At 62.6% G+C, this 24670-nt stretch carries 24 protein-coding genes; 14 read left to right on the top strand and 10 right to left on the bottom strand.

The features are described from left to right. Positions 1-6: 6 nt before the first annotated feature. The 7 genes from lptC to DUPY_RS17900 all read left to right on the top strand — a co-directional run bounded on the left by lptC (position 7) and on the right by DUPY_RS17900 (position 6029). On the top strand, positions 7-612 hold the full coding sequence (lptC, locus tag DUPY_RS17930; protein WP_070249753.1) for an LPS export ABC transporter periplasmic protein LptC: 606 nt from the start codon (positions 7-9) through the stop codon (positions 610-612). 9 nt (positions 613-621) lie between these two features. Beyond that, the gene (lptA, locus tag DUPY_RS17925) at positions 622-1233 is read left to right on the top strand and encodes a lipopolysaccharide transport periplasmic protein LptA (RefSeq protein WP_070249752.1); all 612 of its coding nucleotides are present in this window, start codon (positions 622-624) and stop codon (positions 1231-1233) included. Position 1234: 1 nt separating this feature from the next. Beyond that, positions 1235-1987 (top strand): LPS export ABC transporter ATP-binding protein, encoded by a 753-nt coding sequence (lptB, locus tag DUPY_RS17920; RefSeq protein WP_070249751.1) that lies wholly within the window; start codon positions 1235-1237, stop codon positions 1985-1987. A gap of 3 nt (positions 1988-1990) precedes the next feature. Then, entirely contained in the window at positions 1991-3475 is a 1485-nt protein-coding gene (locus DUPY_RS17915) for an RNA polymerase factor sigma-54 (protein ID WP_070249750.1), read from the top strand. Between the two features lie 75 nt (positions 3476-3550). Further along, a complete protein-coding gene (hpf, locus tag DUPY_RS17910; protein WP_019923404.1) occupies positions 3551-3910 on the top strand; it encodes a ribosome hibernation-promoting factor, HPF/YfiA family in 360 nt (119 codons plus the stop codon). Positions 3911-3975: 65 nt separating this feature from the next. Continuing rightward, on the top strand, positions 3976-4938 hold the full coding sequence (locus DUPY_RS17905; RefSeq protein WP_070249749.1) for an alginate lyase family protein: 963 nt from the start codon (positions 3976-3978) through the stop codon (positions 4936-4938). Beyond that, the gene (locus DUPY_RS17900) at positions 4935-6029 is read left to right on the top strand and encodes an enoyl-CoA hydratase/isomerase family protein (RefSeq protein ID WP_070249748.1); all 1095 of its coding nucleotides are present in this window, start codon (positions 4935-4937) and stop codon (positions 6027-6029) included. Before DUPY_RS17905 ends, DUPY_RS17900 begins: the two co-directional genes overlap by 4 nt. 143 nt (positions 6030-6172) lie before the next feature. Here DUPY_RS17900 and DUPY_RS17895 read toward each other — a convergent pair whose 3' ends face one another. The 6 genes from DUPY_RS17895 to ilvA form a co-directional block, all read right to left on the bottom strand. Next, a complete protein-coding gene (locus DUPY_RS17895) occupies positions 6173-6475 on the bottom strand; it encodes a type II toxin-antitoxin system RelE/ParE family toxin (protein WP_229255414.1) in 303 nt (100 codons plus the stop codon). Between the two features lie 63 nt (positions 6476-6538). Further along, positions 6539-7399: an RNase adapter RapZ gene (gene rapZ, locus DUPY_RS17890; protein ID WP_070249746.1), complete on the bottom strand. Its 861-nt coding sequence runs from the start codon at positions 7397-7399 to the stop codon at positions 6539-6541. A gap of 4 nt (positions 7400-7403) precedes the next feature. Next, positions 7404-8339 (bottom strand): HPr(Ser) kinase/phosphatase, encoded by a 936-nt coding sequence (hprK, locus tag DUPY_RS17885; RefSeq protein ID WP_040378044.1) that lies wholly within the window; start codon positions 8337-8339, stop codon positions 7404-7406. A gap of 62 nt (positions 8340-8401) precedes the next feature. Continuing rightward, on the bottom strand, positions 8402-8884 hold the full coding sequence (locus tag DUPY_RS17880) for a PTS sugar transporter subunit IIA (RefSeq protein WP_070249745.1): 483 nt from the start codon (positions 8882-8884) through the stop codon (positions 8402-8404). A gap of 151 nt (positions 8885-9035) precedes the next feature. Then, positions 9036-9869, bottom strand: coding sequence for an NADPH-dependent 7-cyano-7-deazaguanine reductase QueF (queF, locus tag DUPY_RS17875; RefSeq protein WP_070249744.1), 834 nt, complete (start codon positions 9867-9869; stop codon positions 9036-9038). Positions 9870-9962: 93 nt separating this feature from the next. Continuing rightward, complete coding sequence (ilvA, locus tag DUPY_RS17870; RefSeq protein WP_070249743.1) at positions 9963-11498, bottom strand: threonine ammonia-lyase, biosynthetic; 1536 nt, start codon at positions 11496-11498, stop codon at positions 9963-9965. Positions 11499-11774: 276 nt separating this feature from the next. On the opposite strand from ilvA, the gene DUPY_RS17865 reads away from it, so the two are divergent. From DUPY_RS17865 to DUPY_RS17850, 4 genes are all read left to right on the top strand, one after another. Then, complete coding sequence (locus DUPY_RS17865) at positions 11775-12266, top strand: YqaA family protein (RefSeq protein WP_070249742.1); 492 nt, start codon at positions 11775-11777, stop codon at positions 12264-12266. A gap of 223 nt (positions 12267-12489) precedes the next feature. Then, positions 12490-16506, top strand: a complete 4017-nt coding sequence (locus DUPY_RS17860; protein WP_070249741.1) for a DUF3683 domain-containing protein — start codon at positions 12490-12492, stop codon at positions 16504-16506. Then, positions 16506-16940: an HIT family protein gene (locus tag DUPY_RS17855; RefSeq protein ID WP_070249740.1), complete on the top strand. Its 435-nt coding sequence runs from the start codon at positions 16506-16508 to the stop codon at positions 16938-16940. Before DUPY_RS17860 ends, DUPY_RS17855 begins: the two co-directional genes overlap by 1 nt. Continuing rightward, a complete protein-coding gene (locus tag DUPY_RS17850; protein WP_070249739.1) occupies positions 16937-17395 on the top strand; it encodes a gamma-butyrobetaine hydroxylase family protein in 459 nt (152 codons plus the stop codon). Before DUPY_RS17855 ends, DUPY_RS17850 begins: the two co-directional genes overlap by 4 nt. Here DUPY_RS17850 and DUPY_RS17845 read toward each other — a convergent pair. From DUPY_RS17845 to DUPY_RS17835, 3 genes are all read right to left on the bottom strand, one after another. Further along, positions 17392-17697, bottom strand: coding sequence for a hypothetical protein (locus tag DUPY_RS17845; RefSeq protein ID WP_141749594.1), 306 nt, complete (start codon positions 17695-17697; stop codon positions 17392-17394). The two genes, DUPY_RS17850 and DUPY_RS17845, sit on opposite strands and share 4 nt — an antisense overlap. After that, positions 17678-18172 (bottom strand): PIN domain-containing protein, encoded by a 495-nt coding sequence (locus DUPY_RS17840; RefSeq protein ID WP_070249737.1) that lies wholly within the window; start codon positions 18170-18172, stop codon positions 17678-17680. Before DUPY_RS17840 ends, DUPY_RS17845 begins: the two co-directional genes overlap by 20 nt. Positions 18173-18254: 82 nt before the next feature. Next, positions 18255-19208 (bottom strand): sulfonate ABC transporter substrate-binding protein, encoded by a 954-nt coding sequence (locus tag DUPY_RS17835; RefSeq protein WP_229255413.1) that lies wholly within the window; start codon positions 19206-19208, stop codon positions 18255-18257. Between the two features lie 230 nt (positions 19209-19438). Between DUPY_RS17835 and DUPY_RS17830 the strand changes: the two genes are divergently transcribed. From DUPY_RS17830 to DUPY_RS17820, 3 genes are read left to right on the top strand one after another with little or no spacing between them, the layout of a single operon-like run. Then, positions 19439-21676: a TonB-dependent receptor gene (locus DUPY_RS17830; protein ID WP_070249736.1), complete on the top strand. Its 2238-nt coding sequence runs from the start codon at positions 19439-19441 to the stop codon at positions 21674-21676. A gap of 2 nt (positions 21677-21678) precedes the next feature. Next, a complete protein-coding gene (locus DUPY_RS17825) occupies positions 21679-22953 on the top strand; it encodes an LLM class flavin-dependent oxidoreductase (protein WP_070249735.1) in 1275 nt (424 codons plus the stop codon). Between the two features lie 2 nt (positions 22954-22955). Then, entirely contained in the window at positions 22956-24245 is a 1290-nt protein-coding gene (locus DUPY_RS17820; RefSeq protein WP_070249734.1) for an alpha/beta hydrolase family protein, read from the top strand. Here DUPY_RS17820 and DUPY_RS17815 read toward each other — a convergent pair whose 3' ends face one another. Continuing rightward, the gene (locus tag DUPY_RS17815; RefSeq protein ID WP_070249733.1) at positions 24246-24623 is read right to left on the bottom strand and encodes a lysozyme inhibitor LprI family protein; all 378 of its coding nucleotides are present in this window, start codon (positions 24621-24623) and stop codon (positions 24246-24248) included. It abuts the gene before it with no gap. Positions 24624-24670: the final 47 nt, after the last annotated feature.

Genomic DNA, 24670 nt, shown 5'->3' with positions numbered 1-24670 from the left:
CCGGGCATGCGTAAAAGAACAGCACATCGTTGGCCGCTCACCTGGATGGTCGTGCTCGGCGTGTTCGTGGCCGTCGGCACGGGCTGGATGGTGCAGCTGATTAACGAATCGAACCAGGATACGGCGCAGGACAAGTTCCGCAACGAGCCCGATTACATCATCGACCGGTTCAGCGTGGTGCGCATGACCAAGGACGGCAAGCCGGCCTATATCCTCTCCGGCGACAAGCTGACGCACCTGCCGGCCGAAGAAGCATCCGATATCGTCAAGCCCTATATCAACACCTTGTCGGCCGAGCATCCACCGATGACGGTGCGTGGCGACACCGCCCGGGTGGACCAGGACAACTCACGCGTCAAGCTCAACGGCAACGTCAGCGTGGTGCGCCCGGCCAGCGGCAAGAGTGGCGCCGCGTCGCAGGCCATGAGCCTGACCACGTCCACGCTCACCGTGTTCCCGGACGAGCAACGGATGGAAACCGCTGCACCGGTCGAGCTACACCTGGGCAATACGGTCGCCACCGGCGTGGGCATGACCGCCAACAACGCAACGCTGCAAACCCAACTGGGTGGACGCGGCAAGATCACCGTGCCGCCGCGTGCGGCACGCTAAAGGAAGATTATGAGAGCAAGCACCAAGCACACCTTCTGGTCGGCAGCACTGCTGCTGGCGGCCCTGGCCATCCCGGCGCACGCCGAAAAAGCCGACTCCAACAAGCCGATCGAAGTATCGTTCGACCAGGCCGACTCCGACGACGTCAAGCAGATCAAGACCTTCACCGGCAACGTCATCCTCACGCGCGGCACTATCCGCATGACCTCGCCCAAGGCGGTGGTCACGCAAGACCCCGAGGGTTTCCAGTTCGTGGTGCTGACCGGCACGCCCGGCGTGCAGGCCACGTTCCGCCAGAAGCTCGACGGCGACACCGATAAATGGGTGGAAGGCCAGGCCGACCGCATCGAATACGACGACAAGACCGAGCTGGTCAAGCTGATCTCCAAGGGCCGCATCAAGCAGCTCGAAGCGGGCAAGGTGACCAGCCAGGTCGATGGCGAATTCATCTCCTACGACAGCCGCCGCGAAGTGTTCGCGGTCAAGAATACCAGCAGCGGCGAGAGCAAGCCGGGCGCCGGCCGCGGCACCATGGTGATCCAGCCGTCGTCCAAGCGTCCGCCGATCGCGCCGGCCCAGCCGACGTCTCCAGCACCTGCCACCCAGCCTGCGGGGAAATGATATGGAACCGAGTTGCGGTAGCACCCTGATCGTTCGCGGCCTGCAAAAAAGCTATGGCAAGCGCCAGGTCGTGCACGACGTCTCGCTGCAAGTGGAATGCGGCGAAGTGGTGGGCCTGCTGGGCCCCAACGGCGCCGGCAAGACCACGTCGTTCTACATGATCGTTGGCCTGGTGCCGTCCGATGCCGGCACCATCGACATCAGTGGTGTCGATATTTCGAGGCTGCCGATCCACCGCCGCGCATCGCTCGGCCTGTCGTACCTGCCACAGGAAGCGTCGGTGTTCCGCAAGCTGACGGTGGAAGAAAATATTCGCGCTGTCCTCGAAATTCAAAAAGTGGACGGCAAGTCTTTATCCAAGGCTGACATTACGGAACGGCTCAATACCCTGCTGGCCGATTTGCAAATCGAGAAGCTGCGCGACAACCCCGCGCTCTCGCTCTCCGGTGGCGAACGCCGCCGGGTGGAGATCGCCCGTGCGCTGGCTACCAACCCGCGCTTCGTGCTGCTCGACGAACCATTCGCCGGGGTCGACCCGATTGCCGTGATCGAGATCCAGCGCATCGTGCGCTTTCTCAAGGAGCGGCAGATCGGCGTCCTCATTACCGATCACAATGTGCGCGAGACGCTGGGCATCTGCGACCGCGCATATATCATCAACCAGGGCTCGGTGCTGGCTTCGGGCCGTCCGGACGACATCATCGCCGACGAATCGGTCCGCCGCGTCTACCTGGGTGAACACTTCCGAATGTAATCCATGAAACAGTCATTGCAACTGCGGACTTCGCAGCATCTCGCGCTGACACCCCAACTGCAGCAATCGATCCGCTTGCTGCAGCTCTCCACGCTGGAGCTGCACCAGGAACTCGAACAACTCCTTACCGATAATCCGCTGCTCGAACGGCTCGACGATCCGCTCGACCATTCACTGCGCCTGTTGTCCGACGGCGCCATCAGCCAGCAGGCGCCGTCCGGCGAAGCGCCGTCCGAGTCGGGCCCGCAGGAAGCCGCGCCGGCAGGCGAGGCCGACACCTACGACGGCCCTGCTGCCGATACCGAAAGTACCACCGCCGAAGCGGACATGGACTGGAGCGACGCCGGCCGCAGCAAGGCGCCCGACGACGAGGACGCACGCCCGCAAATCGAGGCCCACCACTGCACCCTGCGCGAACACCTGATGGAGCAGATGCGCGTGACCGTGCTCGAGCTGCGCGACCGCGCGCTGGTCGAACTGATCATCGACGCGCTCGATGAAAACGGCTACCTCGAAGAAGCGCTCGACGAGATCCACGCGCGCCTGCCCGAGGAACTGGAAGTCGATATCGACGAGCTGCAAACGGCGTTGTCGCTGCTGCAAAGTTTCGATCCGGCCGGCGTGGGCGCGCGCAACGCGGCCGAGTGCCTGGCGCTGCAAATCAAGCGCTTGCCCGGCATCCCGATGGTCACCCGACGGATGGCCGTGGCCATCGTGGAAAAGCATTTGACGTGGTTTGCCCAGCGCGATTTCAACAAGCTGAAAAAAGCGCTGCTGTGCGACGACGAAGACCTGCGCGAGGCGCAGACCGTGATCCGCCAGTGCAATCCGCATCCCGGTGCGGCGTTCGCGTCCGACGTCTCCGACTACGTGGTGCCCGACGTGATCGTGAAAAAATCGCGCACCGGCTGGCAGGTCAGTTTGAACAACGACGTCATGCCGCGCCTGCGCGTCAACGCCATGTACGCCAACCTGCTCAAACAGAAGAAGGGAGATGGCGGCGAGGGCGCCATGGGCGCGCAGCTGCAGGAAGCGAAGTGGCTGATCAAGAATATGCGCCAGCGTTTCGACACCATTCTGCGCGTGGCGCAAGCGATAGTAGAACGACAAAAGAACTTTTTCTCGCACGGCGCGGTTGCCATGCGCCCCCTTGTGCTTCGCGAAATTGCTGATACACTGGGTTTACACGAGAGCACCATTTCTCGGGTAACAACTCAGAAATACATGCTCACGCCGCATGGCATGTTTGAGTTGAAATATTTTTTTGGTAGCCATGTCGCCACCGAAGCAGGCGGTGAAGCCAGTTCAACGGCGATACGGGCATTGATCGTGCAACTGACAGGAGCTGAAGACCCTAAAAATCCTTTATCCGACAGTAAGATTGCGGACATGCTGGGAGAACAGGGCATGGTGATTGCGCGACGCACTGTTGCCAAATATCGCGAAGCCCTCAAAATCCCTCCAGTCAGTCTCCGCAAGTCTTTGTAGTGCACTGGTTCCTGCGTGCCCGGCATCAATGGGCAACGCACTAACCGTCAGCGACATCTATCTTTAGGAGTGTGTATGAATCTCACCATCAGTGGACATCATCTCGAAGTGACCGCCGCCATTCGTGAATACGTGCAGAGCAAGCTCGAACGCGTGACACGGCACTTTGATCAAGTGATTGATATTGCTGTCATTCTGACCGTAGATAACCTTAAAGAGAAAACCAAGCGCCAAAAGGCTGAAATCAATCTGCGCCTGTCCGGTAAAACGGTCTACGTGGAAAGCCTGTCGCAAGACCTGTACGCTGCGATCGACACCCTGATCGACAAGCTGGACCGCCAGGTCATGAAGTACAAAGGCAAAGTCCAACAGCACGGCCACGATGCGATCAAGCATCTCCCGGATAACTTCGAACCAGCTGCCGCCGCCCTTTAAAATAACGGCGCGACAACACCAACTAAGGGCGCAACCATGGCGCCCTTTCTTGTTTTTGGGATTCCATGAAAATTGTTTACCTGGTTTATACCGTTTCCGCTCTTGCTGTTGCTTCCTCTTCATACGCCACCACGTGCCAGCCGGCGCCGGCTGCCGTCATCGACATCGACGCCAACAGCTACTACAACGACGCCAACCACTCCGTGATCGACCCGGCGCGGCGGGCCAAAAACATCGCCAGCACCGAGCCGGTCGAACAATTCTTGTCCGGCGTGGCGCGCAACGCCAGCCGCTACCAGGCCAGCGGCAAACCGGCGGACGCCGCCTGCGCTTTGAACTGGCTCGAGGGCTGGGCAGGGCAGCAGGCCATGCTGGGCAAGATGTCGAGCGAGCAGGCGTATTTCGTGCGCAAGTGGACCTTGGGCGGCCTGGCGCTCAGTTACGCGCGCGTGCAGCCGGCCGCCACCTCGGCGCAGAAAAAATCCATCGAAGCGTGGCTGTCCACGCTGGCCGACGCCACGCTCACGCACGCCGATACCCGCAAGGGCAAGCGCAACAACCATTATTACTGGGAAGGGCTGGCCGTGACCGTTGTGGGCGCCGTCACCGGCGACCAGCGCTTTTTAAAATGGGGCCACGGCGTGTTCGACAACGCCATGGCCCAGGTGGCGCCAGACGGCGCACTGCCAGCCGAAATGGCGCGCGGCGCCAAGGCCTTGCATTACCACGCGTTCGCCGCCGCGCCGCTGACCATGATGGCGTCCATCCTCGACCTGCAATCGCCAACCTTGGACCGGCTGGTGAAATTTACGCTCGCTGCCGCGCGCGATCCGTCTGCCATGCAGCAGGCCACCGGCTTCAGGCAGGAAGAGGTTGGCGACATGCCGTTTGCAGTGATCTACGCCCGCCACATGGGGCAGCCTGCCGCAGCGCCGGCGAAATTCCAGGCGCGCCTGGGCGGCGATTTGACCTTGCCCAATCCGCTCGAACATCTGCCATCATCGAACAAGGCCACAGGACAACCATGAGCGCACACGTTTTAACTGCCGTCAGTGACGGCACCGCCGTCATCACGCTCGATCGCCCGCGCGCATTGAATTCGCTGTCGCTCGACATGGTGCGCGCCGTCACGCAAACATTGCTGGCCTGGCGCGACGACGATGCCGTGCAGGCAGTCGTCATCCGCGGCAGCACCGAGAAAGCATTCTGCGCCGGCGGCGATATCCGCTTCTTCCACGATCTTGGCCGCGCCACGCCGCAGCAGGGCAGTGCGCTGGTCGAAGATTTCTTCACCGAAGAATACGCGCTAAATCACCTGGTTCATCATTACCCGAAACCGTATATCGCGCTGATGGATGGCGTGGTGATGGGCGGTGGCATGGGCGTGGCGCAGGCCGGTCCGCAGAGCCGGGTACGCATCGTCACCGAGCGCACCAGGATGGCAATGCCGGAGACCAATATCGGCCTGTTCCCGGACGTGGGCGCCAGCTATTTCCTGTCTCGCTTGCCGGGCCGGCTGGGGCTGTACCTGGGCGTCGCCGGTGCGACCATCGGCGCGGCAGATGCCTTGTATGCCGGCTTGGCTGATCACTACGTGCCGGTAGCCGATTTAACGGCGCTGGAAGGCGTGTTGAGCAGCGGTGGCGGTGATCGCCTGCCGGGGGCGATTGCAGCGTTTGCAGCGCCCTTCAAGGCTGCTGTGGGGACAAGTGCGCTGGAACGCAACCGCGCCGCCATCGACCATCACTTTGGCGCCGGTTCGGTGCCAGCCATCATGGCGTCGCTGCAAGCGGACGACAGCGATTTTGCCCGCGCCACGCTGGCCATGATGGCCACGCGTTCCCCGCTGATGATGTGCGTGGCGTATGCCCTGCAGGAGCAGGGTGCCGCAATGAGCATGGCCGACTGCCTGCGCATGGAACGCGCAGCCGTGCGCCGCACGCTGGAAAACGGCCAGGTCATCGAAGGCATCCGCGCGCTGGTGATCGACAAGGACCACGCTCCGCGTTGGGAGCCTGCTGCGCTGGCCGACGTGACCGAAGTGATGGTCAGGCAGATTTTGGCGCCGGCGTGGCCGGACCACGCCCATCCGCTGCGTCATTTTCACGGCGCGGCGTAATCACCTGCTGACGCGCCCGCCGCACGACCTCGCGCGCTGCTGCAATATGAGCGGGGTCGGCAGTTTGCATGGCATCGGCCATGAAGGCGTCGATTGCTTCGGTGCTGGTAAGAAGTTCGGCAGGATCGAACGGGGTGAAAGGTTCAGTCATGGTGGTGTCTCCACTGATGAGCAAGATGTTTCGCTCTGAGAATGTCGCGCGTCTGGGTACCCTTGGTGCCGCCGCTGAGCAACACAACGACGGTTGCCCCTTCGCGGATAAAGTGTATCCGGTAGCCCGGCCCCGCATGCAGGCGCAGTTCGAACAGGCCATCACCGAGCACGGCAATGTCGTTGGCCATGCCTTGCGACAGGCGCAGCAGCCGTGAGGCCAAAAGAGCCCGAGCCTGTGGATCGCGCAGTCCATTGGCCCACTTGTTGAATGTTTCTGATTGGATGATCTTCATCATCCATCGAGACTAGTTTAGTCAAACCGGCCGGCTTTGCTCAAGCTCTATCGTGCACAAACTTCACTGCTCGCGATGCCGTATCACCACGCGCTCGCTGGCGTGGAAGTACGCCGCCAATTTTTCGGCGATATAGACCGAGCGGTGCTGGCCGCCGGTGCAGCCCAGGGCGACGGTCAGGTAGCTGCGGTTGTCGGTCTTGAACGACGGCAGCCATTTTTCCACGAAGGCGCGGATGTCTTCGAGCATTTCTCCGGCGCTGGCTTGGGCGTCGAGGAATTCGATTACCGGCGCATCGCGGCCGGTCAGCGGGCGCAGTGACAGGTCGTAGTAGGGATTCGGCAGCGCCCGCACGTCGAAGACGAAATCGGCATCCATCGGCACACCGAGCTTGAAGGCGAACGATTCGAAGAACAGGGTCAGTGGCGCGTGTTCGAGCTCGACCAGGTCTTTGACCCAGGCGCGCAGTTTATTCGCGCTCAGCTCCGACGTATCGACCACGTGGCCCAGCTGCTCGATGGCCGAGAGCCGCTCGCGCTCTTCAAGGATGCATTCGATCAGGGTGCGGCGCGCGGCCGGGTTCTGGCCCGGACGCAGTTCGTGCGACAGCGGGTGGCTGCGCCGGGTCTCGGAAAACCGCGCCACCAGCGAGTGGGTATTGGCAGTCAAGAACATCACGCGCACGTCGTGGCCTTCCTCGCGCAGGTGCGCCACGTCGGTGGGCAAGGTCGCCAGCGACTCGGCGCTGCGCGCATCGACCGCCACCGCCAGCGAGCGCAAGCCTTCACCCACCAGGGTGGATACCAGGTGGGGCAGCAGCGCTGGCGGCAGGTTGTCCACGCAGTAATAGCCGAGGTCTTCCAGCACATTCAGGGCAACCGATTTGCCGGAACCGGAAATGCCGGTGATAAGGACGATACGCATGACTTTAGTCTCCGCTCATGGCCAGGCGTTGCCGTTCCATGAACTCTTGCAGGGTGTCGATCCCGCGCAGTTGCAAAATGGTGTTGCGCACGGCCGCTTCGAGCAGCACGGCGATGTTGCGGCCGGCTGCCACCGGGATCACGACCTTGCGGATCGGCAGGCCCAGCACGTCTTCGGTAGGGAACTGGAACGGCAGCCGTTCGACTTCCTCTTCCTGGCCGCCGCGTTTGACCAGGTGCACGATCAGTTTCAAGCGCATCTTGCGCCGCACGGCTGTCTCGCCAAAAATCGCCTTGATGTCGAGCAGGCCCAGGCCGCGCACTTCCAGCAGGTTTTGCAGCAGCGCCGGGCAGCGCCCTTCGATCATATTGGGGGCGATGCGCGAAAATTCCACCGCGTCGTCCGCCACCAGGCCGTGCGAGCGCGAAATCAGTTCCAGGCCCAGTTCGCTCTTGCCCAGTCCCGAGTCGCCGGTGATCAGCACGCCCACGCCCAGCACGTCCATGAACACGCCGTGCATGATGATGCGCTGCGCCAGCTTTTTCGACAGGTACACGCGCAGGAAGTCGATCACCTGCGCGGCCGGCAGCGGCGTGGAGAACAGCGGGATATTTTTTTCGTCGCAAATGGCCAGGATGTCGGGCGGGGTTTCCAGCCCTTGCGCGACGATCAGCGCCGGCGGATTGCCGCCGATCAGCTCGCCGATCAGGTGGGCGCGCGTGAGCGATTTGAGGCGCTGGTAGTAATTGATTTCCTGGTGGCCGAACACCTGGATGCGGCCCGGGTGGATCATGTTCAGGTGGCCGACCTGGTCGGCAGCCGAGGCCACGTCGCCGGAAATCAAGCGTTCGCCGCCGGGAAAGCCGGCAAACCAGCCGAGTTGCAAACTTTCGCGATTGTCGTCGTACAGGCGTTGTATCGTCAGCGGGGTCTGCAGCATGGGCATCGGGGTCCGAATCAGGAGAAAGAGAGCCTAGTGTACTGCAAGTTGCTGGTGGTGAATCAGCCCGCAGTTTGCAGGCTGGGCAGCCAGTTGATGATGCGCGAGTGCACTGATTTTGGATCGGGATCCTCGGTCAGCGCGGTGCGGAATGCATCATCGGAAAACATTTCCGCGATCTCGGACAGGATTTCCAGGTGTTGCTGGGTCACGTGATCGGGGATCAACAGGAAAAACAACAGGTTGACCGGCTTGCCGTCGGGCGATTCGAACGGAATCGGCTCGGACAGGCGCACAAACGCGGCCAGCGGCGACTTCAGGCTTTTCATGCCCTTGATGCGCCCGTGTGGCACGGCCACGCCGTGGCCGAGACCGGTGGAACCTAGCCGCTCGCGAGCGAACAGGTTGTCCGACACGGTCGAGCGGGCGATGCCGCAATTGTTTTCGAAAATCAGGCCAGCTTGCTCGAAAGCACGTTTTTTGCTGGACACTTCCAGGTCCAGCAGGACGTTTTCGAGGGAGAGAATTTTGCTCAGGTTGTTCATATGACGACAATAGTGTTGCGGCGCACGGCCCGAATTATAGGCTTGTTTGCGCGCCGTGTAACATGAAATCGCTCGCGTCCGAGTTGTATTTCAATCAACGGACCGAAACCCCGGCCCGACCCGTCATCATACGCCTGATTTGAATCCGATATTACTGCCGGGCGCCACGCAGGTTGGGCGGGTTGCGGCCGGTGCTGAAGTTGCTGCGCCACGGGTTGATGTCGAGGCCACCGCGCCGCGTGTAGCGGGCATACACCGCCAGTTGCTGCGGTGCGCATTCGCGCAGGATATCGACAAAGATGCGCTCGACGCACTGTTCGTGGAATTCGTTGTGCTCGCGGAAACCGATCAGATATTTCAGCAAGCTTTCCTGGTCGATCTGCGGGCCGCTGTAGTGAATTTGCACACTGGCCCAGTCCGGCTGCCCGGTAACCAGGCAGTTCGACTTGAGCAGGTGCGACACCAGTTTTTCCTCGACCGGCTCCTCGTCCAGCGCGGCCTTGAGCAGTTCCGGGGCCGGGCTGTAATGGTCGATCTCGATGTCGAGGCGGTCGAGCAGCAGGCCATCGAGCTCGCCCATGGCGATCTTGCTGAAACCGTCAGGCTGGGTCAGCACGATGTGGATGCTGGCGCCCACGGCTTTCGACAAATCCTGTTGCAGCAGCGCCTGCAGCGCATCGACACTGTCGAGCCGGGTCTGGTTGAACGAGTTCAGGTACAGTTTGAACGACTTCGATTCGATGATGTTGGGCGAATCGGCCGGCACGGTGATACGGGCAATCGCCACCTGCGGCTTGCCGCGGCTGTTGAGCCACGAGATTTCGTAGGCATTCCAGATATCGACGCCGAAGAAGGGCAGCGTGCCGGATAATCCGAGCTCGTCGCGCTTGCCCTGGCGCGGGATCGGAAACAGCAGTTCCGGCGCGTAATCGGTGCGGTAGGCGGAGGTTTTTCCCAGCGGGGACAAGTCGACGGTGTTGGTCATGGCGGTGCGGTGGTGGCGTGATAACCGCCACATTGTACATGCGCCCCTCATGGCACGCTGGCGGCACAACTGCCGCTCAGCGCAGTGCAGGGTTTAGCCCAGGAACAGCTTGTACACCGGGTTGGCCGTCTCATCCCAGTAGCGGTAACCGAGCGTGGTCAGGAATTGGCCGAACTGGTCCATCTCGCCCGGCGGCACCTGCAAGCCGATCAGGATGCGGCCGACGTCGCCGCCCTGGCTGCGGTAGTGGCACAGCGAGATATTCCAGTTTGGCGCCATGCTGTTCAAGAAGCGCATCAGCGCGCCCGGGCGTTCGGGGAACTCGAAGCGGTACAGCAGCTCGCTCTCGGCCAGCGCGCTCTTGCCGCCCACCAGGTGACGCACGTGGGCCTTGGCCAGTTCATCATGCGTGAGATCCAGGGTGCGGAAGTCGTTAGCCTCGAACGTGCGCGCCAGCGCGCTCGACTCGCTGCGGTCGGCAATCTGCACACCGACAAACACGTGGGCTTGATCCTTGTCGCTGATGCGGTAGTTGAACTCGGTGACATTGCGCGGGCCGACCAGCGCGCAGAAGCGCTTGAAGCTGCCGCGCTGCTCGGGCAGGGTCACGGCAAACAGCGCCTCGCGCGCTTCGCCCAGTTCGGCCCGTTCGGCCACGAAACGCAGGCGGTCGAAGTTCATATTGGCGCCGCAGGCGATCGTGATCAGGGTTTCGTTCCTGATCGGATTTTTCGACAGCGCCGCCCGTTCCACGTAGGCCTTGGCGCCGGCAATGGCCAGCGCGCCGGCCGGCTCCAGGATGCTGCGCGTGTCGGTAAACACGTCCTTGATGGCCGCGCTGATGGCGTCGGTATCGACGATGATGATGTCATCGACGTACTGCTGGGTCAGGCGGAAGGTTTCTTCGCCCACCAGGCGCACGGCGGTGCCGTCCGAGAACAGGCCAACGTCGGCCAGGGTGATGCGCTCGCCGGCCTTGATGCTGCGCGCCATCGCGTCCGAATCCATGGTCTGCACGCCGATGATCCTGATATCGGGACGGATCGCCTTGACGTAGGCAGCCACGCCCGAGATCAGGCCGCCGCCGCCGATGGCGACGAAAATCGCGTGGATCGGGCCCGAGTGCTGGCGCAGGATTTCCATGCCGATGGTGCCCTGGCCGGCGATCACGTCGGGATCGTCGAACGGGTGCACGAAGGTCAGCTTCTGTTCTTTCTCGAGCGTGAGTGCGTGGTTGTAGGCGTCGGTGTACGACTCGCCGTGCAGCACCACTTCGACGTCGGAGCCGCCGCGCGCCTTGACCGCGTCGATTTTTACCTGCGGGGTGGTGGTGGGCATCACGATCAGCGCCCGGCAGCCGAGCTTGGCCGCTGACAGCGCCACGCCTTGCGCATGGTTGCCGGCAGAGGCGCAAATCACGCCACGCTTGCGCTGTGCTTCGCTCAGGTGCGCCATCTTGTTGTAGGCGCCACGAATCTTGAAGCTGAACACGCTCTGCATGTCCTCGCGCTTGAAATAAATGCGGTTGTCATAGCGCTGCGACAAGGTCGGCGCCAGTTCCAGCGGGGTTTCCTGGGCAACGTCATAAACGCGCGCGGTCAGTACTTTCTTCAGATAGTCGATAGTCATGGTCTGCAAACAAGAAAAAGAGCAATGGAGCCTCAACTTCGGGGTCAGTGCCGACATTTGGACACGGTCTCAGCTTTCAGTCGCAGAGCTTGTGTCCGAATGTCGGCACTGACCCCGAAGTGGGGGGGGCTCCGCAGTGTTCGATGCTAACTATCCGGTGGGTGACCGGGTGGAGCAGGGGCGCAGGTCCGCGCGGGTGGGCATGGACCGAACTGTTCAATCGTGCGGTGTGCGGATCATTATAATGGACACCCTTATCAGACCTCAAAGAAACCGATGATCGAATCTGCAATCGCCTGGCTGCTGAACGTGATCGCCGCGCCGGAAGTGGGCCTGACGTCGGTGTTCATCATCAGTTTCATCTCGGCCACCTTGGTGCCGCTCGGTTCGGAGCCGGCCGTGTTTGCGGTGATCAAGGCCAATCCCGAACTGTTCTGGAGTGCGATTGCGGTGGCCACCGTCGGCAACACGCTGGGCGGCGCGGTCGATTACTGGATCGGCTACCAGGCCAAGCAAACCTTTGCCAAGGAGCGCAAGAGCCGCTGGTTCCACTGGCTCGAGCGCTACGGCGCCAAGACCATGTTGCTGGCCTGGCTTCCAGTGGTCGGCGATCCGCTGTGCACGCTGGGCGGCTGGCTCAAGCTGCCTTTCTGGCCCAGCCTGGCCTACATGGCGGTGGGCAAGTGCCTGCGCTATCTGACCATGACCACGCTGCTGTTGTATGTGCCGGACGGCTTCTGGCACCGGATTGGACAAATGCTGGGCTAAAACGGTGCAGCCGATCGTACTGCGGTAGCGCCAGGATACTGAATTAAATTCCGATTAACTTGCAAAGTTGAATTTAATTGCTAATAAGTCGCGGTTTTTACGTAGAAACTGTGGATTGATTGCGCGGTGAATGCCCCTCGGTGAACCGGGGGTGTACCGGCGTGGTGCGCCGCAATACGTTAAAATGATCCTCCCGGGTTCAGTAGACAAGTCCAATCGCACAATGAATGCCCCTGCACAGATCCAAGCATTACTGGCGGAAACGCCGCACGGTCCGGAGGCCTCGCGCCTGCGCGAAATCCCTTATAACTACACGTCGTTTTCCGATCGCGAGATCGTCATCCGGCTGCTGGGCGAGGAATCGTGGAGTCTGCTGGATGCACTGCGCGGCGCCCGCCAGACCGGCCGCTCGGCGCGCATGTTGTACGAAGTCCTTGGCGACATCTGGGCCGTGCGACGCAATCCGTACCTGCAGGACGACATGCTGGACAACCCCAAGCGTCGCCAGGAACTGATCGACGCCTTGCACCACCGCCTGGCCGAAGTCGATAAACGCCGGCTGACGGTGGAAGACGACGGCGCAGAGAACGATGCGCACGCGCGCCAGCGCAGCGACAACGTCGTCAAGCTGCTGCGCGCAGCCAGCAAGGCCGTGGCCGACTTCGGCGAAGAATTCAAGCAAGTCTACGACCTGCGCAAGCGCACCACCAAGGTGCTGGGCCGCTACACCGAAAAGCACAACGTCTGCTTCGACGGCATGAAGCGCATCTCTCACGTGACCGACGCCACCGACTGGCGCGTCGAGTATCCGTTCGTGGTGTTGACTCCTGATTCCGAAGAAGAAATGGCCGGCCTGGTCAAGGGCTGTATCGAACTGGGACTGACCATCATCCCGCGCGGCGGCGGCACCGGCTACACGGGCGGCGCGATTCCGCTGACGCCGATGTCGGCTGTCATCAACACCGAAAAACTGCTCAACATGGGCGCGGTGGAAATGAAGGTGCTGCCGGGCCTGGACCAGGAATATGCGACGATTTACACCGGCGCCGGCGTGATCACCAACAAGGTGTCCGAGGCGGCCGAAAAGGCCGGCTTCGTGTTCGCGGTCGATCCGACCTCGGCGCACGCGTCGTGCATCGGCGGCAATATCGCCATGAACGCGGGCGGCAAGAAAGCCGTGTTGTGGGGCACCGCGCTCGACAACCTGGCCTCGTGGCGCATGGTCGATCCGAACGGCGACTGGCTGGAAGTCACGCGCCTCGATCACAACCTGTCGAAAATCCACGATACGCCGCTGGCCCGTTTCAAGCTCGAATGGAGCCATCCGAACCGCCTGGGCGAAGTCAAGGGCGAGCCGTTCAAGACCGAGATCCTGGAAATCGAAGGCCGTAAGTTCCGCAAGGAAGGCCTGGGCAAGGACGTCACCGACAAGTTCCTGTCCGGCCTGCCCGGCATCCAGAAAGAGGGTACCGACGGCCTGATCACGTCCGGCCGCTGGATCCTGCACAAGATGCCGAAATTTGCGCGCACGGTCTGCCTGGAGTTCTTCGGCCAGGCCCGCGACGCGATTCCGTCGATCGTCGAAATCAAGGATTACCTCGACGGCCTGCCGGCCACCGGCGAGCAATTCAAAACCCTGCGCCTGGCCGGCCTCGAGCACCTGGACGAGCGCTACCTGCGCGCGGTCGGCTACGCCACCAAGTCCAAGCGCGGCGTGCTGCCGAAGATGGCGCTGTTTGGCGACATCGTCGGCGACGACGAGAACGCGGTCGCGATTGCCGCCTCCGAAGTCGTGCGCCTGGCCAATACCCGCGTCGGCGAAGGCTTTGTTGCCGTCAGCCCCGAAGCGCGCAAGAAATTCTGGCTCGACCGCGCCCGCACGGCCGCGATTGCCAAGCACACCAACGCCTTCAAGATCAACGAGGACGTGGTCATTCCCCTGAACCGCATGGGCGAGTACACCGACGGCATCGAGCGCATCAACATCGAACTGTCGATCAAGAACAAGCTGCAACTGGTCGATGAACTGCAAACCTTCTTCGCCGCTGGCAACCTGCCGATCGGCAAGAGCGACGACGCCGAAGACGCGGTCGGTGACGCTGAAATGCTGGGCGACCGCCAGCAGCAGGCCGAAGCCCTGCTCACGCAAGTGCACGCGCGCTGGACCTATTTGCTGGCCCACCTCGATTTGCCGCTGGTGGGCGTCACGAACGAACTGGCCGAACATGGCATGGAGCGCCTGCTGCCGGTCTTCGAAGAACGCCTGAAAACCCAGCCCGACGCCACCCTGTTCGACATCGTCCAGGACCGCACCATCCGCGTGACCTGGAAGCAGGAACTGCGCGCCCAGCTGCGCCAGATCTTCAATGGCGCCGCCTACAAACTGATCCTCGACGAAGCGAGCGCGATCCACAAGCGCGTGCTGCGCGGCCGGGTGTTCGTGGCGCTGCACATGCACGCTGGCGATGGCAACGTCCACACCAATTTGCCGGTCAACTCCGACCACTATGAAATGCTGCAACTGGCGCACCAGGCCGTTGCCCGCATCATGGTGCTGGCCCGTTCGCTCAACGGCGTGATCTCGGGCGAGCACGGCATCGGCATCACCAAGCTCGAGTTCCTGACTGAAGAAGAAATCGGCCCGTTCCGCGACTACAAGATGCGCGTCGATCCGGAAGGGCGCTTCAACAAGGGCAAGCTGCTGAACCTGCCCGGCATGGAAGCGGACCTGTCCAACGCGTACACGCCATCGTTCGGCCTGATGGGTCACGAATCGCTGATCATGCAGCAAAGCGATATCGGCGCGATTGCCAATAGCGTCAAGGACTGCCTGCGCTGCGGCAAGTGCAAACCGGTGTGCTCGACCCACGTGCCGCGCGCCAACTTGCTGTACTCGCCGCGCGACAAGATCCTGGCGACGTCGTCGCTGATCGAGGCGTTCCTGTACGAAGAGCAAACCCGGCGCGGCATCTCGATCAAGCACTGGGAAGAGTTCGAGGACGTGGCCGACCATTGCACCGTGTGCCACAAGTGCGTGACGCCATGCCCGGTCAATATCGACTTCGGCGACGTCTCGATGAATATGCGCAACTTGCTGCGCAAGATGGAGAAGAAGAGCTTCAAGCCGGCCCTGGCCGCCACCATGTTCTTCCTCAACGCCAGCGATCCGACCACCATCAACGCCACCCGCCAGGTGATGTCCAACTGGGGCTTCAAGGCCCAGCGTCTCGGTCACGATTTGCTGAAGAAATTTGCCAAGAAGCAGACCAAGGCGCCACCACCGACCGTCGGCAAGCCCAAGGTGCGCGAGCAGGTGATCCACTTCATCAACAAGAAAATGCCGGGCAACCTGCCGAAGAAATCGGCGCGGGCGCTGCTCGATATCGAGGACGATAAAGTCATCCCGATCATCCGCAACCCCAAGACCACCAATGCCGATACGGAAGCGGTGTTCTACTTCCCCGGCTGCGGTTCGGAGCGCCTGTTCTCGCAGGTAGGGCTGGCCACGCAGGCGATGTTGTGGGAAGTGGGCGTGCAGACCGTTTTGCCGCCGGGCTACCTGTGCTGCGGCTATCCGCAACGCGGCAACGGCGAGTTCGACAAGGCCGAGAAGATGATGACGGACAACCGCGTGCTGTTCCACCGCATGGCCAACACGCTCAATTATCTCGACATCAAGACCGTGCTGGTCTCGTGCGGCACCTGCTACGACCAGCTGGCCACCTACGAGTTCGACAAGATCTTCCCCGGTTGCCGCATCATGGACATCCATGAATACCTGCTGGAGAAAAAGGTCAAGCTCGAAGGCGTCAACGGCACCCGCTATATGTACCACGAGCCGTGCCATAACCCGATGAAGCTGCAGGAGTCGGGCAAGACCATCAACGCGCTGATTTCCACGGTCGATCACGTCAAGATCGAGAAGAACGACCGCTGCTGCGGCGACTCGGGCACCTTGCAGGTCTCGCGTCCCGACATTTCCACGCAGGTGCGTTTCCGCAAGGAAGAGGAAATGATCAAGGGCGCCGAGAAACTGCGCGCTGACGGCTTTGACGGCGAAGTCAAGATTCTGACCTCGTGCCCGTCCTGCCTGGGCGGCGTGTCGCGCTACGGCGAAGACGCCGGCACCACGGCCGACTACATCGTGGTCGAGATCGCCAAGCACCTGCTGGGTGAGAACTGGATGCCCGACTACGTCAAGCGCGCCAACGACGGCGGCATCGAACGGGTGCTCGTGTAATGGCCTGCGACCTGTGCACGCTGTTGCAGGCGCCCGGCGCGGCCCTGGTCTGGGCCGACCACCAGCTGTCGGTGGTGGCCGTCGATGAGACCGAATACCCGGGTTTTACCCGCGTGGTGTGGAACGCCCACGTCAAGGAAATGACCGACCTGGCGCCGCAAGAGCGTACCCGCGTGATGGAGGCGGTGTGGGCGGTGGAAGCGGCGCAGCGCGCGGTGATGGCGCCGGAAAAGATCAACCTGGCCAGTTTTGGTAATATGACGCCGCACGTGCACTGGCACGTGATCCCCCGTTACCTGGACGACGCGCACTTCCCGAACCCCACCTGGGCGCCGGCAGTGCGCACGTCCACGCCGGAAGTGCTGGCCGCACGGCGCGCCTTGTTGCCGGCCCTGCACGCGGCCATTGTAAAAAATCTGAAAGCATCATCATGACCAAGAATCCCACCGAACTGACCGTCCACAACCTGTCGAAGGTGCTCGACATCGCTTTCGACGACGGCGCCAAGTTCTCGATCCCGTTCGAGCTGTTGCGCGTGTATTCGCCATCGGCCGAAGTGATGGGCCACGGCCCCGGCCAGGAAGTGCTGCAAACCGGCAAGCGCGAAGTGGGCATCGCTGGCGTGGAGCCAGTGGGCAACTACGCGGTGCAGCCGACCTTCTCGGACGGCCACAACACCGGCATCTTCACCTGGGACTACCTGTACAAGCTCGGTAACGAGAAAGACGCGCTGTGGGCGACCTATATGGACCGCCTGCATGCGTCCGGCTTCGAAGGCGACAGCGGCCGCGAAGGCGGTATCTCGCTGACCGGTCCGGGGGCGGGCAACACCATCGCCAAGCAGAGTGGTGGTGGGTGTGGCAGCGGTAGCTGCGGTTGCAAGAGCTAGTACGTAATATCGTGCCGGTATAGATAGGCGAAAATCGCCTGCATGCGTGGGGGTAATTCGCGCAGCGCGGCAATATTTAGCGTCGGTGCGCGCGCGGGCCGGTGATCGCAGCGCATGCGGCCTATCATTTCCTCGTGGGTAGGAATCGCGTAGCCTTCGGCGCGCCGCCGCTCGACCAATGCATCGGCCTCTGCCTTGTCACGCAACATGGCGGCGTGCAAGGCGTCGATTTCTGCCCTGGTGTGGGTGTCGAGGTCGGGGAAGGTAAAGTCTGGCGGCATCTCAATATTGTAGATCTTCATACCTGTTCTCCATCAGCGCGAACGGTGTGACCAGCTCCGGCAGTTCGAGGTCTTTCAACATCATCAGCTTGCGGAGCACCGCGCAGTTGCGCGCATTGGCAATGTCGACACAGTTCCACGACAGCAGGACATCGATATCCTGGAACGCCGCGCTGGCGATATGCTGCGCCGGGATTCTGGCCTTGGCGTTTAGACCCCCACCCAATATCAAAAGTTCAGCGAAGGTCTGCACCTCGGGATCGGGGCGAAAATAGATCAGCTTTTCTGCAATCGCCATGCGTGCGCTGATCAATTTGGGATCGCCGGCCCTGATCTCATCGAGGACGGCGTCGGAGATATAGGTCATGGAGGGTTCGCAACGGGTGGCCCACCACTGCCGGGTGAGTTTCTGGCATCCGCGAACAACCGGATCGCGACTCAGCGGAGTGGTCAGGTAGCGGATCACTGACGTGTCGATGTAGACGGTCTGGAGCATGGAGTCGCCCTCGCGCTGGCTGCCGCGCAGTTGGCGGACCGGACCAGCGTAGCATCGAACTCATCAAGGAGTTTCGGCTACATCAATCGCGCCGCACGCCAGACCTCGGTTGCCAGGCCCATACGCGGCCGGCGATATCGACCTGCTTGGGAATCAGTTTCTGCTCGTAAAATAGATTTGCCACGCGCTGCTGGTTGGCCACGATCGCAGGCGTAACCGGCGTGGCGCCAAAGCGCGAGCGCGCCAGCCAGGTGGCGACGATGTCGGCCGGCAGCCCGGTCAGCTGCGCCAGGCTGGCGGCAGTTTGTTGCGGATGCGAATTAGCCCATTGGCCCGATGCCGACACCTGTTCCAGCAAGGTGCCCACCAGCTGCGGCGACTGCTGCACAAAGCGGCGCGAGGCGAGATAAAAGCCGTTGGCCAGCGGCAGGCCGGTGTAGTCGGCCAGCACCCGCACCTGGTAAGCCTTTTGTGCGGACGCGAAATACGGGTCCCACACCACCCACGCATCGATGCTGCCCGAGACAAACGCCGCCCGCGCATCGGACGGCGACAGGTACACCGGCACGATATCGGCAATCTTCAAGCCCGCCTGGTTCAAGGCGGAAGCGAGCAGGAAGTGCGAACCGGACCCCTTCTGGAACGCCACCCGCTTGCCCTTGAGTGCGGCGACCGTGCGCAATGGCGAATCCTTCGGCACGAAGATCGCCTCGCTGTGGACCGGCGCCGGCTCGGCGCCGACGTACAGCAGTTCGACGCCACCGGCCTGGGCAAACACGGGCGGCGGCGCGCCGGTGCTGCCGAAGTCGATGCTGCCGGCGTTGAGCGCCTCGAGCATCTGCGGCCCGGCCGGGAATTCGATCCATTTGACCTGGTGGCCCGTGAGCGCTTTTTCCATCGAGCCCTGGGCCTTGATCATGCTGAGCAGGCCGCTGCCTTTCTGGAAGCCGATTCTTATTTCAGCGCTGTGGGCGGCCAGGGGCAGGGCGGCTGCCGCGAATAGTGCAACGATCCATTTCTTCATCTTGTTTTTCATGCGCTCGCGCGCGCTATCAATTCACAGGCCAGCACGCATAGTCCAAAAAAGACATAACGATGATTTTTTTAATTCTTTGACTTCAAAACTGCACGCCTCGACACTAAAAAAGGTATCGGTGTCATCGCAGTGTAGCAAACGGCAGCTGCCTGGCTAAGTTGGTTTTGCACCGATCCAAAACGAATTTATGCATATGGCGCAAGGCGCGCTTCTCAATCAAGGGCAGAGCAATGAAGAGCAAGACGAAAAAAATCGGCGTACTGGCGACGGGCGCTCTGCTGGTCGGCAGTGCATGGGCAAACGATGCGGAAGACGCGGCGCCGATTGCGGACCGCAGCGATACCGCCTCGATTCCGTCGGTGACGGTGAGCGCCACGCGCCGCAGCGCCTCGCTGCAATCGGTGCCGGTGGCAGTGTCCGTGATCGACGGCGAGCAGCTGGCGCAGGCCAACCGTAACAGCATCGACACCATCATCCAGGAAGTGCCGAGCGCCACCTTCCGCCAGCAGGGCGGCAACAAGGACTCCACCATTTTCGTACGCGGTATCGGTACCATCTCGACGTCGCCCGGCGTGGAACCGACTGTCTCCACCGTGGTCGATGGCGTGGTGTTTGCGCGCCCCGGCCAGGCCACGCTCGACCTGCTCGATATCGACCGCATCGAAATCCTGCGCGGGCCGCAAGGCACCTTGTTCGGCAAGAATGCATCGTCGGGCGTAGTGAACGTGATCGGCCGCAAGCCGGGCGAGCAGGCCAGCGGCTATGTCGATGCGTCCTGGTACGAGGGCAACGAGAAGCGCGTACGTGCCGGCGTCTCGGGCGCGATCGCGCCGGGCGTGGTGCGCGGCTCGCTCACCGCGCTGTATGCCGACTACGACGGCAACGTCGATAACATCCATGCCGGCGGCAAGCTCAGTGGCAACCTCAACGGGTATGACCGCAAGGGCGCCCGCGCCCGCGTCGATATCACGCCGAACAAGGAGGTCGACATCACGCTGATCGCCGACTACCTGCGCTCGAATGCCTCGCCCAGCCTGACCGCCTACAAATCGACCAGCGCACCATTTTCGGCGGCGATCGCGCCGGTGGTGGCCAGCGCCGAAAACCGCCAGGTGGTCACCGACATCCCGAGCGACATCCGCGACACCAACAAGGGCCTGTCGGCACAGGTGGACTGGCGCCTGGGCGGCCACACGCTCACGTCGATCACGGCGGTGCGCGACTGGGACAACGGCCAGTACACCAGCACCTCGGCCATCGGCAATGCCGCAGAAACCGGGCGCATCACGGCAGCGTACCCGGCCACGCGCGATATCGGCACCGTGGACTTTCGCCAGGTCTCGCAGGAAGTGCGGCTGGCGTCACCCAAGGACAGGTTTTTCGATTACGTGGTGGGCGCGTACTACCTGCACGGCAAGGACCGCGAGACGTACCAGCGCCTGGTCACCACCAACTTGTTCAATGCTGGTCGCGCCGACTACGGCGTGAAAAACGACAGCTATTCGCTGTTCGGCGAAAGCACGATCAATTTTGCTGCCGACTGGCGCGCGATTGCCGGCGCCCGCTGGACGAAAGATGAACTGTCCTACGACCACGTACGCACCTCGACCTCCACCGCCGCCTTCCCCGGCGTGCAACCGGCCGTGCAAAACAGCGGCTCGACCAGTGAGGACGGCTACTCGGGCCGCCTGGGCCTGCAATACGACGTGTCATCCAGCGTCAACACCTACGCCACCTACTCGCGCGGCTACAAGGGCCCGGCCTACAACGTTTTCTTCAACATGCTGGCGCGCGACACGCTGGCGCTGAAACCGGAGACGTCCGACTCGTTCGAGCTGGGACTGAAAACCAGCGCCTTCGACCGCCGCCTGACCGCCAACCTGGCCGTGTTCCACACCAGCTACGACAACTACCAGGCCAACTTTTACGACACCGTGGGCGGCACCGTGATCACGCGCCTGATCAACGCCGGCAAGGTGTCCACCCGTGGCGTGGAGCTCGACGTCAGCGCCCGGCCCACGCGCCAATTCACGCTCTCCGGCGCGCTGGCCTACACCGATGCGAAGATCGACAACTTCAACTGCCCGCCGGCGGCTACCGCCTCGTGCAACCTCAATGGCCAGCCGCTGCCGTTCTCGCCGAAGTGGAAGGCGTTCACCCGCGCCAATTACGCGCTCACGCTGCAAAACGGCCTGATCGCCGACTTCTCGGCCGATTACGCGTACCAGTCGAAAACCCAGTTCGACCTGTTCCAGTCGCCGGATGCGATCCAGGGCGCCTACGGCATCGTCAACGCCAGCATTGCGCTGTCGTCGCCGGTGGGTGGTTGGCGTATCGCGCTGGTGGGCAAGAACCTGGCCAACAAGTCGTACGCGACCAACCTGGTCACGTCCACCGGTTACGTCACCCGCACGGTGCCGCGCGACGACGAACGCTATGTTGGCCTGACCGCCCGCAAGGAGTTCTGAGCATGAGCCGACAACTGAGCATCGCCGCCTTCATGATGCGCCACGGCCACCACGTGGCCGCATGGCGCCACCCGCAGACCGACCTGGCAACCAATCCGTTCAAGGTATTCCGCCAGCAGGTGCGCAGTGCGGAAGCGGCTTGCCTCGACGCCGTATTCTTTGCCGACAGCCTGGCGCTGACCGGCAACATCCCGTCGCTCGAACCATTGACCCTGCTTTCCGCACTGGCCGCATCGACCGAGAAGATAGGCCTGATCGGCACCGCCACCACGACCTACAACGAGCCGTACACGGTGGCGCGCCAGTTTGCGTCGCTCGACCAGTTGTCGGACGGCCGGGCAGGTTGGAACCTGGTCACGTCCGACAATGCAGCCGAAGCGGCCAACTTCGGCCGCGACCAGCACGTGGGCCACGCCGAGCGCTATGCGCGCGCCCGCGAATTTCATCAGGTTGTCACAGGACTGTGGGATAGTTGGCAGGATGGCGCGCTGGTCAACGACAAGGCGGGCGGCGTGCTGGCCGATCCTGCCCGCATCCGCAAGCTCGATCATCGCGGCGCACACTTCGCGGTGGCCGGCCCCCTGAATGTGACGCGCAGCCCGCAAGGCCGGCCGGTGGTGGTGCAGGCCGGTGGTTCGGAAGCGGGCCGGGACCTGGCGGCAGCGACCGCCGAAGTGGTGTTCACGGCCCAGCCCACGCTGGCCGGCGCGCAGGATTTTTACCGCGACATCAAGCGCCGCGTGGCGGACAAGGGCCGCCATCCGGAATCGCTCAAGATCATGCCCGGCCTGTTTGCCGTGGTGGGCGCATCGCAAGCGGAGGCGGACGACAAGTTTGGCATGCTGCAATGCCTGATCGAGCCGAAGGCAGGGCTGGCGCTGCTGGGGCGCATGATCGGCAACTTCGACCTGTCCGGCTATCCGCTCGACGGCCCGCTGCCCGAGCTGCCGCAAACCGAGGACGGCCAGCGCAGCCGCCAGCAGTTGCTGACCAACCTGGCGCAGGGCGAAAACCTGTCGATTCGCCAGCTGTACGCGCGCATCGCCGGCGGGCGCGGCCACTTTACCGTGATCGGCACCGCGCAGACGGTGGCCGACCAGATGCAGGCCTGGTTCGAGGGCGGGGCGGCCGACGGTTTCAACTTCATGGCGCCGGCGCTGCCGGACGGCCTTGACGATTTTCTGGCGCTGGTAGTGCCCGAGTTGCAGCGGCGCGGCTTGTTCCGCACCGCGTACACGGGCACCACCTTGCGCGAACACTTGGGATTACAGGAGTAGCGATGAATGCAGTGAGCAGGTTAGTGGCGGTAGCGCTGGTATTGATGATGAACGCGGCCAGCGCCCAGGAATATTTCGGCGACGCGCGGCCGGATGCACCGGAACTGGCCGCGCGCGGTCCGGCCAAGGTGGGCGTGCGTACGCTGGTGGCCGAGCACCGCGACCAGCTCGACGTGCTGCGCGTGACCGAACAGGCGCCGAACCCGCGCACCACGCGCAAGCTCACGCTCGAAGTCTGGTACCCGGCCGCGCTGGCCAACGGCCAGATCGAACATACCGTTTATACCGATGTCCTGGGCTCCGGCCCCAACGATCCCAAGCGGCCGAACACGCCGTTCCAGTTCAACGGCCGCGCGGTGCGCGATGCTGCGCCAGCCGCTGCTGCACCTAACGTCCGCTACCCGCTGGTCATCGTCTCCCACGGTTACCCTGGCTCGCGACTGCAAATGAGCTACCTGACCGAGAACCTGGCCTCCAAGGGCTACGTGGTGGTCGCCATCGACCATCCCGAATCCACGCGCGCCGACAAGGCCGGCTTTGCCAGCACCTTGCTCAACCGCCGGCTCGACGACCTGTTCGTGCTCGATACCGTGGCAGCGTGGGCGAAGCCGGGCAGCGGCAACTTCCTGGCCGGACTGGTCGATGTGGACCGTAGCGCGCTGGTCGGTTACTCGATGGGCGGGTACGGCGCATTGAACACGGTGGGCGCAGGCGTGAGCGCGGCCGCCGTGGCCTTTGTCCCGGGCGGCAAGCTGGCTGTCAACCAGCAGGGTAACGCCGAGTATGCCCAGCAACGTGACGGCCGTATCAAGGCGGTGGTGGCGTTCGCGCCATGGGGCGGCGCGCACAAGATATGGGATGCCGACGGCCTGGCCGGCGTGCGCACGCCGGTGCTGTTCATCAGCGGCGACCAGGATGACGTGGCCGGTTACAAGGACGGGGTACAGCGCCTGTTCGAAGGTGCAGTGAACGCCGACCGCTACCTGCTGACGTACGTGGGCGGGCGCCATAACAGTGCGCCGAACCCGCCGTCGCCGGCCATGTGGAGCAACGCCGACGACTTCCAGTCGTACTCCGAGCCGGTGTGGGACAGCCGCCGCATCAACAACATCAACCAGCACTTCGTCACAGCGTTCCTCGGTATCCAGCTCAAGCAGCAGCCGCTGCAAGCGTACCTGGAGCTGCCGCCACTGGCCGCCGACGGCACCATCAAGCCCGACCCCGGCCTGTGGAAAGGCTTCCCCAAGCGCGCCGCGCTGGGGCTGGAGTGGCGGCATCTGCCGGCGCGGTGACTATTCTTTCAACTTGCTGTTCTGGCACCCGGAGCTATTGCATTCACGTACCCGGTCCTGCAAAAACTGCGAGCGCTTGATGGTGGTGTCGGTGGCGCACTGGAGGTTGACGAAGAAGCCCCGGGCCTCGCGGCGCGAGCAGTTGTCGTTGCGGTCCTGGATCCAGGCCAGTTGGCCGCTTTTCAACGCCTTCTTGCCCTCGGCATCGAGCTTGGGGCTTAATGCCTGGTAGTTGGTATTGAGTTCCCTGTCCGCTTCCTGGTAGACCTTGTTGAGGCAATACAGCCCGTCGAAATCGCTTTTCGGCTTGTCGCAGGCGGAGTTGGCAAACGCGGCGCCCGATGCGCACAGCAGGAGGGCGGCAATCACTGTTTTCATGTCGATGTATCCGGGAGCATCCGGTCAGGTGGGATTGCCAAGTTTGC

The sequence above is a fragment of the Duganella phyllosphaerae genome (genome assembly GCF_001758785.1).
Classification (GTDB): domain Bacteria; phylum Pseudomonadota; class Gammaproteobacteria; order Burkholderiales; family Burkholderiaceae_D; genus Rugamonas; species Rugamonas phyllosphaerae.
The sequence above is the reverse complement of the archived record's forward strand: the minus strand, read 5'-3'. Positions and strand labels throughout refer to the sequence as shown.

What these genes read in the sequence shown, in the direction of transcription:
- lptB (WP_070249751.1), top strand. Translation starts at nt 1,235, where the DNA reads ATGGAACCGAGTTGCGGTAGCACCCTGATCGTTCGCGGCCTGCAAAAA.
- DUPY_RS17855 (WP_070249740.1), top strand. Translation starts at nt 16,506, where the DNA reads ATGGCCTGCGACCTGTGCACGCTGTTGCAGGCGCCCGGCGCGGCCCTG.
- lptA (WP_070249752.1), top strand. Translation starts at nt 622, where the DNA reads ATGAGAGCAAGCACCAAGCACACCTTCTGGTCGGCAGCACTGCTGCTG.
- DUPY_RS17905 (WP_070249749.1), top strand. Translation starts at nt 3,976, where the DNA reads ATGAAAATTGTTTACCTGGTTTATACCGTTTCCGCTCTTGCTGTTGCT.
- DUPY_RS17850 (WP_070249739.1), top strand. Translation starts at nt 16,937, where the DNA reads ATGACCAAGAATCCCACCGAACTGACCGTCCACAACCTGTCGAAGGTG.
- DUPY_RS17840 (WP_070249737.1), bottom strand. Translation starts at nt 18,172, where the DNA reads ATGCTCCAGACCGTCTACATCGACACGTCAGTGATCCGCTACCTGACC.
- DUPY_RS17845 (WP_141749594.1), bottom strand. Translation starts at nt 17,697, where the DNA reads ATGAAGATCTACAATATTGAGATGCCGCCAGACTTTACCTTCCCCGAC.
- DUPY_RS17815 (WP_070249733.1), bottom strand. Translation starts at nt 24,623, where the DNA reads ATGAAAACAGTGATTGCCGCCCTCCTGCTGTGCGCATCGGGCGCCGCG.
- DUPY_RS17860 (WP_070249741.1), top strand. Translation starts at nt 12,490, where the DNA reads ATGAATGCCCCTGCACAGATCCAAGCATTACTGGCGGAAACGCCGCAC.
- DUPY_RS17915 (WP_070249750.1), top strand. Translation starts at nt 1,991, where the DNA reads ATGAAACAGTCATTGCAACTGCGGACTTCGCAGCATCTCGCGCTGACA.
- ilvA (WP_070249743.1), bottom strand. Translation starts at nt 11,498, where the DNA reads ATGACTATCGACTATCTGAAGAAAGTACTGACCGCGCGCGTTTATGAC.
- DUPY_RS17880 (WP_070249745.1), bottom strand. Translation starts at nt 8,884, where the DNA reads ATGAACAACCTGAGCAAAATTCTCTCCCTCGAAAACGTCCTGCTGGAC.
- hprK (WP_040378044.1), bottom strand. Translation starts at nt 8,339, where the DNA reads ATGCTGCAGACCCCGCTGACGATACAACGCCTGTACGACGACAATCGC.
- DUPY_RS17900 (WP_070249748.1), top strand. Translation starts at nt 4,935, where the DNA reads ATGAGCGCACACGTTTTAACTGCCGTCAGTGACGGCACCGCCGTCATC.
- lptC (WP_070249753.1), top strand. Translation starts at nt 7, where the DNA reads ATGCGTAAAAGAACAGCACATCGTTGGCCGCTCACCTGGATGGTCGTG.
- DUPY_RS17865 (WP_070249742.1), top strand. Translation starts at nt 11,775, where the DNA reads ATGATCGAATCTGCAATCGCCTGGCTGCTGAACGTGATCGCCGCGCCG.
- DUPY_RS17835 (WP_229255413.1), bottom strand. Translation starts at nt 19,208, where the DNA reads ATGAAAAACAAGATGAAGAAATGGATCGTTGCACTATTCGCGGCAGCC.
- queF (WP_070249744.1), bottom strand. Translation starts at nt 9,869, where the DNA reads ATGACCAACACCGTCGACTTGTCCCCGCTGGGAAAAACCTCCGCCTAC.
- DUPY_RS17895 (WP_229255414.1), bottom strand. Translation starts at nt 6,475, where the DNA reads ATGAAGATCATCCAATCAGAAACATTCAACAAGTGGGCCAATGGACTG.
- DUPY_RS17820 (WP_070249734.1), top strand. Translation starts at nt 22,956, where the DNA reads ATGAATGCAGTGAGCAGGTTAGTGGCGGTAGCGCTGGTATTGATGATG.
- DUPY_RS17830 (WP_070249736.1), top strand. Translation starts at nt 19,439, where the DNA reads ATGAAGAGCAAGACGAAAAAAATCGGCGTACTGGCGACGGGCGCTCTG.
- DUPY_RS17825 (WP_070249735.1), top strand. Translation starts at nt 21,679, where the DNA reads ATGAGCCGACAACTGAGCATCGCCGCCTTCATGATGCGCCACGGCCAC.
- rapZ (WP_070249746.1), bottom strand. Translation starts at nt 7,399, where the DNA reads ATGCGTATCGTCCTTATCACCGGCATTTCCGGTTCCGGCAAATCGGTT.
- hpf (WP_019923404.1), top strand. Translation starts at nt 3,551, where the DNA reads ATGAATCTCACCATCAGTGGACATCATCTCGAAGTGACCGCCGCCATT.